This is a genomic window from Neisseria sp. Ec49-e6-T10 (assembly GCF_051132615.1).
Lineage (GTDB): Bacteria > Pseudomonadota > Gammaproteobacteria > Burkholderiales > Neisseriaceae.
Map to the genome: position 1 here is coordinate 1728626 of NZ_CP152375.1, position 14452 is coordinate 1743077.

Annotated in this window: 11 protein-coding genes and 3 tRNA genes; 7 read left to right on the plus strand and 7 right to left on the minus strand. The window is 39.8% G+C overall.

The annotated features are described in order from the left end of the window. The first annotated feature begins 412 nt into the window (after nt 1–412). Both AADH04_RS08970 and AADH04_RS08975 read left to right on the plus strand, forming a co-directional pair. Entirely contained in the window at nt 413–3061 is a 2649-nt protein-coding gene (locus tag AADH04_RS08970; RefSeq protein WP_434776949.1) for a FimV/HubP family polar landmark protein, read from the plus strand. Between the two features lie 23 nt (nt 3062–3084). Beyond that, nucleotides 3085–5094 (plus strand): type IV pilus assembly protein FimV, encoded by a 2010-nt coding sequence (locus AADH04_RS08975; protein ID WP_434776950.1) that lies wholly within the window; start codon nt 3085–3087, stop codon nt 5092–5094. A 137-nt stretch (nt 5095–5231) separates the two neighbouring features. Here AADH04_RS08975 and recA read toward each other — a convergent pair whose 3' ends face one another. Then, on the minus strand, nt 5232–6281 hold the full coding sequence (gene recA / locus AADH04_RS08980; RefSeq protein ID WP_434776951.1) for a recombinase RecA: 1050 nt from the start codon (nt 6279–6281) through the stop codon (nt 5232–5234). A gap of 174 nt (nt 6282–6455) precedes the next feature. Here recA and AADH04_RS08985 point away from each other — a divergent pair, with 174 nt between their 5' ends. After that, nucleotides 6456–7313 carry a DMT family transporter gene (locus AADH04_RS08985; protein WP_434776952.1) on the plus strand — a complete coding sequence of 286 codons (858 nt, stop codon included), beginning with the start codon at nt 6456–6458 and terminating at the stop codon, nt 7311–7313. A gap of 7 nt (nt 7314–7320) precedes the next feature. On the opposite strand, the gene murI is transcribed toward AADH04_RS08985, so the two are convergent. Then, nucleotides 7321–8133 (minus strand): glutamate racemase, encoded by an 813-nt coding sequence (murI, locus tag AADH04_RS08990; protein ID WP_434776953.1) that lies wholly within the window; start codon nt 8131–8133, stop codon nt 7321–7323. A 101-nt stretch (nt 8134–8234) separates the two neighbouring features. Further along, nucleotides 8235–9290 (minus strand): tRNA epoxyqueuosine(34) reductase QueG, encoded by a 1056-nt coding sequence (queG, locus tag AADH04_RS08995; protein ID WP_434776954.1) that lies wholly within the window; start codon nt 9288–9290, stop codon nt 8235–8237. Between the two features lie 24 nt (nt 9291–9314). Here queG and tsaE point away from each other — a divergent pair, with 24 nt between their 5' ends. Together tsaE and AADH04_RS09005 are read left to right on the plus strand one after the other, a co-directional pair. Then, on the plus strand, nt 9315–9794 hold the full coding sequence (gene tsaE, locus AADH04_RS09000) for a tRNA (adenosine(37)-N6)-threonylcarbamoyltransferase complex ATPase subunit type 1 TsaE (RefSeq protein ID WP_434779827.1): 480 nt from the start codon (nt 9315–9317) through the stop codon (nt 9792–9794). Beyond that, entirely contained in the window at nt 9764–11062 is a 1299-nt protein-coding gene (locus tag AADH04_RS09005) for an N-acetylmuramoyl-L-alanine amidase (protein WP_434776955.1), read from the plus strand. Before tsaE ends, AADH04_RS09005 begins: the two co-directional genes overlap by 31 nt. Nucleotides 11063–11131: 69 nt before the next feature. Here the strand turns inward: AADH04_RS09005 and rho are convergent, their stop codons facing one another. From rho to AADH04_RS09025, 4 genes are all read right to left on the minus strand, one after another. Next, on the minus strand, nt 11132–12388 hold the full coding sequence (gene rho, locus AADH04_RS09010; RefSeq protein ID WP_434776956.1) for a transcription termination factor Rho: 1257 nt from the start codon (nt 12386–12388) through the stop codon (nt 11132–11134). Between the two features lie 183 nt (nt 12389–12571). After that, nucleotides 12572–12647, minus strand: a tRNA-Glu gene (locus AADH04_RS09015). Between the two features lie 12 nt (nt 12648–12659). Beyond that, a tRNA-Arg gene (locus AADH04_RS09020) sits at nt 12660–12736 on the minus strand. Between the two features lie 5 nt (nt 12737–12741). Beyond that, nucleotides 12742–12834 (minus strand) — tRNA-Ser (locus AADH04_RS09025). Nucleotides 12835–13059: 225 nt separating this feature from the next. Here AADH04_RS09025 and AADH04_RS09030 point away from each other — a divergent pair. Further along, nucleotides 13060–13653 carry a 5-formyltetrahydrofolate cyclo-ligase gene (locus AADH04_RS09030; RefSeq protein WP_434776957.1) on the plus strand — a complete coding sequence of 198 codons (594 nt, stop codon included), beginning with the start codon at nt 13060–13062 and terminating at the stop codon, nt 13651–13653. A 176-nt stretch (nt 13654–13829) separates the two neighbouring features. After that, nucleotides 13830–14438 carry a YebB family permuted papain-like enzyme gene (locus tag AADH04_RS09035; protein ID WP_434776958.1) on the plus strand — a complete coding sequence of 203 codons (609 nt, stop codon included), beginning with the start codon at nt 13830–13832 and terminating at the stop codon, nt 14436–14438. The last annotated feature ends 14 nt before the right edge of the window (nt 14439–14452 follow it).

Sequence of the window (14452 nt, forward strand, 5' to 3'; positions counted from 1 at the left end):
GTTGAACGTGAGTTTTTTTCTTCAAATTGTGGCAAAAATAGAAAATAAATGATAAAAAATGTGCAAATATTTGTTTCATTGAGTAAAATGGTGACCTTGAAATTTTTATTGTTAACATTTCGTTAATTTTGTTTTTGGTTTATAAATTCAGTCGAGTGATAAATGCTGTTTTTAAGCATATTATAGATCAGCGAGCATAATGGCATATTGAAATTAATATTTTCATGTAAATAATCATAAGGTCATTTTTCTCTAGAAGAGTTTAAAATTTGAAATAGATGGCTTTAGAAATACACAAAAACGTTGTAGGTTTGCACCAAACCCTAGCGAATACGACTTATTGTGCTAAATTGATTGCATTTTTTAATCATAATGGTGTTAAATCAGGGAAATTTGTATAGGAAGGCATATTGTGAGTACACCAAGTAAAGTTAAAGCTTTATCATTAGCGCTGCTAATTGGTTTATCAGGTTCTGCGTGGGCAGGCCTTGGCAATGTTAAAGTTTATTCTTATTTAGGGGAGCCGTTTTACGCAACGATCCCTTTAACTGGACAGACAGCTAAAGATGCAGTTAGCCCCACTTTAACTCAAGAAAGTGATTTGGCTAGAATTCAAGTAAAAGGCTCTTATGCAGCAAATGCACTAGAATTCAAAATTGTACGCAATAAAAATGGTCAGGCTTTTGTTCAGGTAAGGTCAAGAGCACCAATTAATGAGCCAATTCTTACTTTTGGTGTAAATGTACAATCTGCCTCTGGTACTGTTTCTCGCCAATACTCAGCAATGCTTGATCCACGAGGGACATACATTCCGCCCAAAAAGACTCAAGTAAATGATAATATTGCACCATACAATGCGAATACGTCTACGGCTGAAAAACGTGTTGCAGCAGCCAACAGTTATACCCTTCGCGTCTCAGAAGGGGATACATTACACTCTATTGCCTCCCAATATAAACCAGCTCGCTTGAGCTTGGCCAATACAAAACGTGCAATTTATTTAGCCAACCCTAAAGCTTTTGCCCGTGGTAGCTCAGAAAAAATTCTGGTGGGCGCAACTATTCGTATTCCTTCTGAAGCACGTATGCGTACATTACTGGCTTCAGCAAATAAACCAAAAACAAGTAAACCCGCTCCTACTAAACAAGCTTCGTCAGCAAAACCAGCAGCAGCTACAGCACCTTCTACTGTTACAGCTGCCACAGATGCAGCATCGGCAAAAGAAGTCAATGCTTTAAAACAAAATGTACAAAAAACCAAAGCAGATTTAGATAACGCACAAAAAACCATTAAAGAATTACAGGCGCAAATAAATGCGGCCAAGAAAACTGGTGGTGATGTCCAAAAACTGAATGTTGAGTTAAGTAAAGCAAACTCAGAAAGAGACCGTTTTAAAACTCAGTTGGCACAAAGTGAATCTGAGTTAAAAGCGCAACTAGCTGAGAAAAATAAGCAGCTAGAACAAACCAATAAACAATTGGCTGAAGCAAAACAAAAAATTGATACATTACAGCAACAGCTTACTGCGGCTGAACAGGAAGCAAAAACAGCTCCTGCGGCACCAGCAGTAACTGAACCTACTCCAGCAGAACTACCTGCTCAAGTTGAAGAGCCACCTGCAACCAATGTTGCATCAGCAGAGACGATAGTGAGTGATACAGAAGAAGTATCAGAGGTAGACACTGTCGCATCAGCAGAGGAGGCTTCAGCTGAAGAGATCGTTTCTATAGAAGAAGTTTCTGAAGAAGAAGTTGTTGTAACCCCACCAGCAGCGCCAGTAGACATTCCACCAGTATCTGAGCCTTCTTTCTTAGATACATTGATGGAAAAACTGCCTTTAATTGGTGGGGGTCTAGTAGCGATATTGGCATTGGTTGGTGGATTTGTTTGGTTTAAACGCCGTGGTAATAAAGCAATTCCTGATGAAGATTATGAAGAAAGTGGAGAAACATTCTTCAGTATGCCAACGCCTGTTACTGGGGATTCATTAAGCAAAGGTTTCGACACGCCAGCTATACCACCTGCTGTATCCACGCAAGCTAATAATGTTGTGGCAGCTGGACAAAGAGCGCAGGATGCCTTCACTCAAATTAATCCAAGCGCTTTAGGGCAAGGAGTGGGGCCAGAAGGCAGCAGTTCCACACAACAGGCTTCTTCGACCTTTATGAGTGACTTTACTCGGATGTCTGCTGCAATTGATACTGGTGAAATTGACCCATTGTCTGAAGCAGAAGTGTATATTGCGTACGGCCGTAATGATGAAGCAGAAGAAATTTTAAAAGATGCTTTGGCAAAAGACCCTGCTCAACATGAAGTACGTAAGAAATTATTGGAAATTTATGCCAATAAGCAAGAACTATTGCCTTTTGCCAATATGGCTAAAGAGCTTTATGATGCATTTGATGGTCGCGGTGCTTTGTGGCAGGAAGTTGCTGCAATGGGTCGTAAGATTGACCCAACCAACCCATTATATAGACAGTCAGATAATAATGCTGCACCTACCGCAGCTGTTGCACCTGCACCAAGAGCAGTTGAAGTACCTCCTGTTGCATCAGCACCTGTTGTTGAAACAGAGGAAGATGCTTTAGAGAAAGCTCGTGCATTTGATGAAGCCTTTGAAATTTCTGAGCCTGAGCCACAAGTTGCTCAGCCAGAACAAAGCCCATTGTCTAATGATTTAGATTTTGACTTCTCTGGTTTGGATATATCACCTGCGAGCAGCAGTACAACACAAGAAACCGTAACAGGCGGTTATGATAGTGCGGCTGGTTTAGAGTTCGATTTGGATGCCGTCTTGGATGATGCCAAAGATGCTGGTACACTTGATGAACCTACACCAGAAATTGAAAATATCAGCTTAGATATAAGTGAACCTGCAGCGACAACGTCAGGCTATGACAGTAATGATCCTGCTGCTGCAAAATTGGAACTGGCTAAAGTATACTTAGATATGGGTGATATCGATGGCGCAAGAGAAGCCTTGATAGAGCTACTTGATGAGGTTGAAAACCCTGCTTTAATACAAGAAGCAGAAAGTATGCTGGCAAAATTAAACCCTTAAAGCAGGGTGAAAGGTAGATTATCATGAAATTAACACCATCTATGCAAACCAGCGTATTGACCGCAGTTGTGCTTGGTGCGGGTTCTACCGCAGCTTATGCCTCTGCTAATTTAGACGCTGCACAGGTTATTCAATCCGATGGCAATGGTTTTGAAGCCACCATCGCGTTAAAAGACCAACCAACAGATAGTATTGCGTCTATAGCGTTAAAAGATAGGCAAGCAATCGGTGTGGACGCAAACAATACGCCAGCAACAGACATTAATTCATTATTAAAATTATCTGTAGCAAAAGATGTTGATGGCAGCGGTGTCAATCATTTAATTAAATTGACTGGACCTGCAGAAGCTGGCGCTGAAATGTTGTCATTTAATGTTGAAGTGCAAAGAACAGATGGTAGCAGCTTAGTGAGAGGCTATGAAATCGCCCCTATGATTTTACCTTCTCCTGAGGCTTTATTGGCTATGGCTGAGTTTCAGGAAGTAGAAGATGTTGCATACAATACAGTAGAAGACCCTAATTTAACGGCAACAACAGCTAATGCACCATCTACAGTTGCTGCACCAAAAGCACAAACCAAAACAGCAAAAGCAGCTGTGACACCTGTGGGTAAATCATTGGCTGTAGGCGATGTGAAGGTTCATTCAGCAATGGGTGAAAAACTTGCCTTTGAATTTGATGTGACAGGTAAAAATATTAAAAATGCGCAAGATATTAGGGTACAAGTTTTACCTGATTTATCTTTAGGTGTCGTTTCTCCAGAAGTGGCGACAGAAATCGCTACCATGCAACACAATGTGGTTAAAAAAGGGAATGGCCGCTATAGTGTGCAATTGACTTCTATCGAACCTATGAATGAGCCATTGTTACCTATTATGGTCGAGGTGATGGCTGGTGGTGATGTAGAAAACCGTCACTATTCTGTATTGGTTGATCCGCCAAAAATGATGGATCCTATTCACCAAACAGATCATTCTTATTTTGTGCAAGACACCACACCGAAAAGAAAGCAAGCAGTTGCTTCTTCAAAACGCAGAAATTTAAATACAGGCTCTTATACTGTTGCTCAAGGTGATACCTTATCTTCTATTGCCGCACAAATTAAAGCAAAAGCCCCATTAAGTGAAAAAATGCGTTATTTACGTGACAGCAACCCACATGCTTTCATTGATGGCAATATCAATAAAATTATTGCTGGAACAACATTGAATTTTCCTTCTTCTTGGAAAGTGCTGGATCATTATGTTGCACCGACTCAAACTGCTGTGAACAATGACAGTAGCCGTGTTGAAACTCTGGCACAAAAGACAGTTGAGCAAGATGTTCCTGTTTTAGAAAATGTTGCTCAGTTAGAAGAAGATCAGTTAATTGGGGATGAAATGCCTCCAGTGACAGAAATGACAGAGCAACAAGCGCAAACAATGGCTCAAGAAGCCCCTGTTGTGGCTAAAGAAGCTGTAGCTCAACCACCTGTTGCTGTGACACCTCCAGTTCCAGTAGAACAAGACAGTTCATTATTGGCATTGGTAGATGACACCAATACCTTAGCTGTGGGCGGTGGCGCATTAGGTCTGGCTATGGCCGCTGGTGGTGTAGTATTGTTACGTCGTAGAAAACAAAAGCAAGAACAAATGTTCGAGAATGATGCTCAAACACAAATGGCTCAGAATGGACAAGATGAGCTCAGTTTTTTAGATGAAGAAGCGGTAAGCTTGGATACGATTGATTATATTGCTGAAGCAGATGCTTTGGTGGCGCATGGTCAGGTTGAACAAGCTTTAAGTTTACTTAAAGAAGCCATTATTGAAGATAAAAGCCGTACTGATGTGGTTTTAAAATTATTTGAAGTTTTAACCATTAAAGATGATTCCGCTGTGTTTGATCGTGTGGCAGTGTCTTTACATAGTGCGTTACAAGATAACCCATCTTTATATCAACAAGTGAACGCTTTGGCACAAAAAATGACACCAGTGCCAGATTATTTTGTCCATGAAAATGGCACAGATTCTTTGTTAAATGAAGTGTCTGTATAAATTAAATCGTATACTTGTTTCGGTAAAAAAGCCTAATGTAGATTAGGCTTTTTTATTTGGGCTGGTGTTTGCTGACAGATAAAAAAATACCGAAACTCAAGTTTCGGTATTTTAGTCTTTACATTAATGGTTGAATCTTATTCCTCTTCATCCAATTTACCATCAGTTTCGTCAATGGTGCCTTCTGTAATAACCACTTTCGTCCCTGTTTTATCACGGATTTTTTTGTCAATTTCTTGTGCTATTTCGGTGTTTTCTTTTAACCAGGCGCGAGTATTGTCTTTACCTTGGCCAATTTTTTTACCATCATAACTATACCAAGCACCAGATTTTTCAATAAAGCCTAGGTCAACACCAAGGTCAATGAGTTCACCTTCTGCGCTGATTCCTTCTCCATACATGACATCAAATTCAGCTTGACGAAATGGAGGGGCAACTTTATTTTTAACCACTTTAACGCGGGTTTCACTACCAATGATTTCATCGCCTTTTTTAATTGAACCAGTACGACGAATATCTAAACGAACAGATGAGTAAAATTTCAATGCATTACCACCTGTTGTGGTTTCTGGGCTACCAAACATGACTCCAATTTTCATCCGGATTTGGTTAATGAAAATCACTAGGGTATTGGTTTTTTTAATATTAGCGGTTAATTTACGTAATGCTTGGCTCATCAAACGGGCTTGTAAACCAACATGAGAGTCGCCCATGTCACCTTCAATTTCTGCTCTTGGCACCAAAGCGGCCACAGAGTCGATAATGATGACATCCACACCACTGGAACGAACCAACATGTCACAAATTTCCAGAGCTTGCTCACCCGTATCAGGTTGAGAAACCAATAAGTCTCCTACATTGACTCCTAATTTTTGGGCATAAATAGGGTCTAAGGCATTTTCAGCATCAATAAAGGCACATACACCACCTTGTTTTTGTGCTTGAGCCACAACTTCCAAACAAAGTGTTGTTTTGCCCGAAGACTCTGGGCCAAAAATTTCAACAACGCGTCCTCTGGGCAGCCCACCTACACCTAAGGCTAAATCCAGCCCTAAAGAACCAGTTGGAATGACTTGTAGGTTTTCTTGGATTTGGCTATCGCTCATTTTCATGATTGAGCCTTTACCAAATTGTTTTTCGATTTGTGCCAAGGCTGCGCTTAAGGCTTTGCTTTTGTCTTCAGACATCAAATGCTCCAGTAAAATTTTTAATGAGGGTAATGTTTAGATTATCTCATAAAAAAGCCAATCTTGCCTGTATGCTTCTTGAGTCTCTTTGATTTTTCTATCTATTTTTTCTGAAACTCGGTTATGATGCACTATAGCAATATACCGAGCTTTATCTTTATTTATAGGGATTTTATGACAAGAAAAAATGCACTGTTTACCATGCACATAGCTGCATTGCTTTTTGGTGTTTCAGGAATTTTTGGGGTATTGATTCAAACGGATACCAATACGATTGTATTGGGCCGAGGATTATTTGCTTTTATTGCCATGAGTTTGATGTGCTATCCCTTTAAAGTGTTTCCTTGGCAGGGTTTAAGGGCAAAAGATTTGGTTTTATTGCTTTTGGTTGGTATTTTGCTGACCTTACATTGGCTGGTGTTTTTTTTGGCAGTAAAAACAGGCGGAGTTGCTGTTGCAACATTAGGGTTTGCCAGTTTCCCTGCGTTTATTGCGGTATTTGAGTCCATTTTTTTCCGAGAAAAATTATCAAAAAATGAATCTATTTTAATTGTCTGTGTTTCTCTCGGTTTGGTGTTGGTTACGCCTACTTTTCAAATAACAGATCAAGGAACAATTGGTTTATTATGGGGTGTATTGTCAGGGTTTTTATATGCAGTGATTACATTGCTCAATCGGTTCAGTTCAAAACGTTTGTCTGGCATTCAAATGTGCTGGTGGCAGTATTTGGCGTTAATTCTTGTGTTGTTTCCGTTTGCGGGGCATACGTTAAGTAGTTTGTCTTGGCTTAATTGGTTTTGGCTGGCGTGTTTGGGATTGTTTTGTACAGGCTTGGCTTATTATCTTTTTGTGCGCAGTTTGGTTGTATTAAAAGGTAGACTTGCCGCCATTATTATTGCTTTGGAGCCTGTATACGCTATTATTGTTGCTTGGATATTGTTTTATGACGTACCAAGCATACGTATGGTTATTGGAGCAGTATTGATTATTGGGGCCGTTGTTTGGGCTGGGCAAAGTAAAACGGTATCTTAATCTTTATTTAACCTAAATTCATCATTTCCAATTGTTCAAGGCTTCTGCCTAAAAAACGCTCTCCAATTGTTTGAAAGCGCAATGGAATATCGGATACAAAGAAACGATAATCTGCTTCTTTTTGTTCTGTATTTAATAAGCGAGCAGACAAAAGAGCTTGTGCGGTATCTTCTGCTGTTGTGATGGCAGAATCAACCAAAGTAATATTAGGGGCTTCTTCTGCGATAAGGGGCTTTAATAGAGGGTAATGGGTACAGCCTAAAACCAGAGTATCCACATGTTCAGATAAAATGGGTTTGAGGTATTCTTTGCAGGTCAGGCGAGTGACTTCATGGTCAAGCCAGCCTTCTTCAACCAATGGTACCAGTAATGGGCATGCTTGTGATACAACACGAGTTTGTGCACTTTGTGCATGTATGGCTCGAGCATAGGCATTGCTGTTGACAGTTGTTGATGTGGCAATCACCCCAATTTTACCTGTTTTAGTGGCGTTAAGAGCGGCATTTGCACCTGCATTAATCACGTCCAGCACGGGCATATTCCCTGCCATGTTTTTGACTTTGTCCGCGGCAACAGCTGCAATTGTGTTACACGCAATGACCATGGCTTTGACATCTTGTTGCAATAAAAATTGCACAATTTGCTGGGTGTATGTTTCAATGGTTGTTCTGGATTTTACGCCATAGGGCACTCTGGCGGTATCCCCAAAATACACAATATTTTCCAGCGGTAAACGCTCCATTAATGCTCTAACCACGGTTAAACCGCCAACTCCTGAATCAAATACGCCAATAGGGCGGTCGTTATGGTTATTGCTCATATAATGTACTCTGTGAAAGGTTAAAAGTGTCGATTAAACTGATTTATATTAATCGCTAATTGATGGGTATTCTAACATTTTGATGGTGTTTTTGGCAGATATTAAGGTGTCTGATGTTGTGCCAAAGCCCAAAGAGCGGCTTCTTGGCACATTGGGTCATTGTCTTGATTCAGAAAATTTTGTAAGGCTAAGATGATATGAGAATGAGTGGGTGCATTACCCAAAGCAATTAAGATATTAGATTGCCATTTGTTATAGCCGATTCGATAAATTGGGCTACCTGCCATTTTTTCTTTAAATTCGGTTTCAGACCAATTCAGTAAGGACAGTAAAGAAACTTGATCTAAACCATGCCTTGGTTTGAAATCTGTTTGTTGGTTATTTTGAGCAAAACGGTTAAAAGGGCAAACCAGTTGGCAGTCATCACAACCATAAATTCGGTTGCCCATTGCTTTACGGTAAGGAACATCAATTAGCTTGGGGGATTCTATCGTTAAATAAGATAAGCAGCGAGTGGCATCAACAATATAAGGGCTGATGATCGCGCCTGTTGGGCAAGATTGCATGCAACGATTACAGGTACCACAATGCTCTTTTATGGGTTGATCAAAAGGCAAGGGTAAATTGGTGATTAATGCGCCTAAAAAAAATAGGCTGCCCGCATTTTTTTGTAAAAGTAGGCTATTTTTTCCCGTCCAGCCTAAACCAGCTAATGAGGCAAAAGCCACTTCTGCTAAAGGGGCACTGTCAACAATGCCTCTATAAATAACATCAGATTGTTCTTGTTCTAAAAACTGTCCCAATTGTTTGAGTTTGCTGCGTAGTACTTTATGGTAATCACGACCCAATGCATAACGAGAAATATATGCTTGTTCAGGGGTGTTTAATAGATGTTCACTTTGAGATAATGTCTCTGGCCAATAAGGCATGGCAACAAGAATAATACTTTTGGCTTGTGGTAGTACGTAAGAGGCATGAGTGCGTTCGGTGCCATGGCGTTTAAGATAAGCCATTTGTCCATAAAAGCCTTGGTCTAACCAGTTTTGAATGTGGTGAATTTTTTCTTCTGGTAGGTCGCAGGAGGCGATTTTTGCCTCAATAAAGCCTAACGCTAAAGAGAATTCTTTTACTTTTTGGGCAAGCTGTGCATAATCCATGTTTTAGAAGAAAAGATGAGAGATATGCAGGATTATACGCTAAGCTTGATGGATGAGGCAGCCACTTTAACTTTAGGTCAAGAGTTTGCACAAGCATTACAAAGCCCATGTGTGGTTTATTTAAACGGTGATTTGGGCGCGGGAAAAACAACGTTTACCCGAGGCTTTTTACGTGGTTTAGGGTATGATGGTATTGTAAAAAGCCCAACCTATACTTTAGTGGAAAGCTATGAATTTGCACAGAAAAAAGTACATCATTTTGACTTGTATCGTTTTGTTGACCCTGAAGAATGGCTGGATTCAGGATTAGATGAACTTTTTACTCAACAGAGTATTATTTTGGTTGAATGGCCGCAAAAAGCAGCAGGTGTTTTGCCGTTAAGTGATTTAAATATCGATTTTTCAGTGCAAAATCAAGGTAGAGTGTGTACAATTATTACCAATTCAACATATGGTGAACAGTATTTTGCAAAATGGTTAACATTACACGACGACATCTTTTAGGTGCCAGCGCAGCTGGTTTATTGCTTAGTGTCAGTAGAATAGGCTTTGCCAATACACCAGAGAGCATTGTGGCAGTGCGTATATGGCCGTCACAAACCTATACACGGGTCACGATTGAATCAAGCGATTCATTAAAGTTTAAGTATTTTCTATTGGATAACCCTAATCGATTAGTGGTGGATATTCAGGGTGCTACTTTAAATCAAGTGCTAAAAGACATTAGTACCAAAGTGCTGGATAATGATCCTTATATCAAAACGGCACGGGTAGGGCAGTTTGACGCACAAACGGCGCGTATTGTGTTTGAATTAAAAACACCTATTAATCCACAGGTGTTTACCTTAAACCCTATCGCTGAATTTAAGCATCGATTGGTGGTGGATTTATATCCTACTAATGCCAATGCCGAGACAGATCCATTATTGGCTTTATTGGAAGATTATAATAAAGGCAAAATTACTTCTGATGGGTCAGATAAAACCCAAGCAGCACAAAATAATCATTCAAATACCACGACACCTAATAAAGGGAATAATTCTGGCTCTCAACCAAAGAGCAATCAAGGGAGAAACCGTGCTTTAGTTGTGGTGCTGGATCCTGGGCATGGAGGTGAAGACCCAGGTGCCATTGGTCCAACAGGTATTCGTGAAAAAGATGTTGTATTGAAAATTGCTCGTGAAACGAAAAAAATATTAGATCGCTCTGGCAATATTAAAACTTATCTTACCCGCAATGAGGATGTGTTTTTACCTTTAAGTGTGCGTGTGGCTAAAGCGCGTAAACTGAATGCTGATTTGTTTATTTCAATTCATGCCGATGCTTTTACCACTCCAGAGCCAAGAGGTTCTAGTGTGTTTATGCTCAGTACAAAAGGTGCCAGTAGTACCGCGGCTAAGTTTTTAGCGCGTACACAAAATGAGGCCGATTTGATTGGTGGGGTTAAAGTCAAAACAGGTAATGCCGCAGTAGATCAAACCCTTATTGATTTAACCATGACCGCCACCAATAAAGACAGTAATAAGTTGGGTAAATTGATTTTAACTGAGCTGGGTAAAGTGAATAAATTACATAAAAATGGCTTAGAGCAGGCTAATTTTGCTGTATTAAAGGCACCCGATATTCCTTCTGTCTTGGTTGAAACAGCCTTCATCAGTAATCCGACAGAGGAAAATTTATTGAAAACCACTGCATTTCAAAGAAAAGTGGCCAGTTCGCTCACAGATGGCATTAAAAAATATTTCCAAACGGCAGTGGTTGCCAGAAGTTAGTTTATTGGTTATAAACGATAAAAAAGCGAGAATACTTTTTCTCGCTTTTTTTGTGCCATCAATATGATTTTATCGCTTCATTGAATTGAAAAAATCAGCATTGTTTTTTGAATCTTTCATTTTATCCAATAAGAATTCCATGGCTTCTAAATCATCCATTGGATGTAAGAGCTTACGCAACAGCCACATACGTTGTAATTGATCTTTTGGCACCAATAGCTCTTCACGACGGGTGCTGGAGCGATTAATATTCACAGCTGGGAACACACGTTTTTCTGCCAAGCGACGATCAAGGTGTAATTCCATATTGCCTGTACCTTTGAATTCTTCATAAATCACATCATCCATTCGGCTACCTGTTTCAACTAAGGCCGTTGCAATAATGGTTAAGGAACCACCTTCTTCTAGGTTACGTGCTGCACCAAAGAAACGTTTAGGACGATGTAAGGCATTTGCATCTACACCACCTGTTAAAATTTTGCCAGAAGCAGGAACAACAGTATTGTAGGCGCGAGCCAAACGGGTAATGGAGTCAAGTAAAATAACAACGTCTTTTTTGTGTTCAACCAAGCGTTTGGCTTTTTCGATGACCATTTCCGCTACTTGTACATGGCGTGTTGCAGGCTCATCAAATGTGGATGAGACCACTTCACCTCGTACAGAGCGGGTCATTTCTGTTACTTCTTCAGGGCGTTCATCAATCAACAGGACAATCATTTCTACTTCAGGGTAATTGCTGGTGATGGCATGAGCAATATTTTGCAACATAACCGTTTTACCTGTTTTAGGTGGGGCAACCAGTAATGCACGTTGGCCTCGACCAATAGGCGAGATTAAATCAATCACTCGGCTGGTGATGTTCTCTTGTGCTTTAATATCTCGTTCGAGTTTGAATTGTTCTGTGGGGAAAAGAGGGGTGAGGTTTTCAAATAGAATTTTATGTTTACAGACTTCAGGATTTTCGCCATTGATTTTGTCTAGTTTGGCTAAGGCAAAATAGCGTTCCCCATCTTTTGGGGTTCTGACTTCGCCTTCAACGGTGTCACCTGTGTGTAGGTTAAATCGTCTGATTTGGCTTGGGCTGACATAAATATCGTCAGGGCCTGCCAAATAAGATGTATCAGGGCTGCGTAAAAAGCCAAAACCGTCTGGTAAAATTTCTAATGTACCATTGCCAGTAAAGCTTTCCCCTTGTTTGGCTAAGTGTTTGACTATAGCAAAGACCAAGTCTTGTTTACGCAAACGGTTGGCGTTTTCAATACCATGCTCTGCAGCCAATTCAAGTAATTTAGATACGTGTTGGTGTTGTAGTTCGGATACGTGCATATTCGTTTATATTTTAAATTAAGTTAAAGTGAGAAAGTAATAACAAATGTAATGTTGGCGAAGATTGCCCTTAAGTAGGATACAGCGCTGTCAAATAGACTTGCTATTATGTGTAGAATCCTTGTGATCAGTATATATAATAATTGGTAATATTGAATCAAAAGACCATATATCAAACTATGGTGGCATCCCCACGGGGATTCGAACCCCGGTTACCGCCGTGAAAGGGCGATGTCCTAGGCCTCTAGACGATGGGGACCTAGTAAAAAAATGGCGCACCCGGAGCGATTCGAACGCCCGACCCTCTGGTTCGTAGCCAGATACTCTATCCAACTGAGCTACGGGTGCATTCCTGGCGGAGAAAGAGGGATTCGAACCCTCGATACAGGTTTTGCCCGTATGCTCCCTTAGCAGGGGAGTGCCTTCGACCTCTCGGCCATTTCTCCAATCAAGAGGCGTAATCTTAATGAGGAAAATACCATCTGTCAAGAATTTTTACAACTTAACGTATTATTCTCAGGTGTTTTTTATATGATTTGTGTGTTTTTTATTGAACAATTGAAATAGACACAAAAATTAATGGTCTTTTGCCAAAATTAAAGAGAACATAACTTGAATCAGACTGAATTAAGATTTAGGATAGGGCATTACTTTAGTGATTGTTGATTGTCATGAATAATTCAATTGTATCTGATAAAAAAAACATCCGACATTCTTTAAGGGCTAAGCGTAAAAGTATTGGTAAAACTGAGCGTCAACAAATACAAAAACAAATTACCCGTCAGTTGTTACCCCTGATTAAACGCAATAGTAATATTGCTGCCTATATGGCTTTTGGCAGTGAATTGGACTTGTCTGATTTTATCCGTATTGCACAAAAACGAGGCGCTAAAATATGGATGCCTTATATTGAAAAAAGACAGCGAAGGTTATGGTTTAGCGCGTATCAGAGTCAAGCTAAAAATAAAGAGTACGCTTATGGTATTGTTCAGTTTGCAGGGAAAAAACGGCGAATAGAATCTATGCAATTGGTATTGGTGCCTTTGTTGGGGGTGGATAAAACAGGTATTCGAATGGGGCAAGGTGGTGGGTATTACGATAAAAGTTTAAGTTACTGTGATAGAGCCTCTCGTCCTAAACTCATTGGTGTAGGGTTTGCTTGTCAAAAAGTAGCCTCATTACCTAAAGAGCCATGGGATAGAGCATTGGACGCTTTTATTTGTGAAGAAGGGGTTTCTTACTTTTCGTGCCATGACATCGCATAAGTTCACAGTCAATAACGTTTAAATAAGTAAATAATGCTTGTTTAATGTTCAGCAGTAAAATAGTGTTTATTGTCTTCAAAAAAGCTCATTTACATACATTAACATTTGATTTCATTGTTTCATGATAAGAATCATTGCATACTCCTGTCACGTAGAAATAAATATAAGGAATCATTATGTCGTTGGCAATCCAGAATATGCCTTTATTAGAAGTAGGTGATGTTGTTTTTACTTGTGTGTCAGCATATATATTCAGAAACATCTCAAAAGCCTCTCTGTGTTGGAGTAATCATGTAGGCATAATTGTTGGGCATGATGGCCATGATTACTTGGTTGCAGAAAGCCGTTTACCTGTTTCACAAACCACGACTTTAACTGAATTTGTTAAACGTTCATATAATCAATATTTTGCGGTTAAACGTTTGGCAACCCCTTTAACTGACCAACAAAAGTTAGCTATTTGTAGCCAAGTGCCACTGCGTTTAAACGTTTTATATCATACGGGTTTTAAGCTGGATTCAAAACGACAATTTTGTTCAAAATTTGTTTATGAAATCTACAGTGATGCGCTTAATATACAGCTTGGTAAAATAGAAACCTTTAATGATTTACTGAAAACCAACCCAGATGCTAATTTAACTGTCTGGCGATTCTGGTTCTTTGGCAAAATTCCTTGGCACAGAAAAACAGTGACACCTGCAAGTTTATGGTTTTGTCCTAAACTGGAAATGGTTTATGATCGTTCTGTTGATGCTTGTGAACATTTTTATAAAAAAGTCGGTTAATGGCACAATAAAGG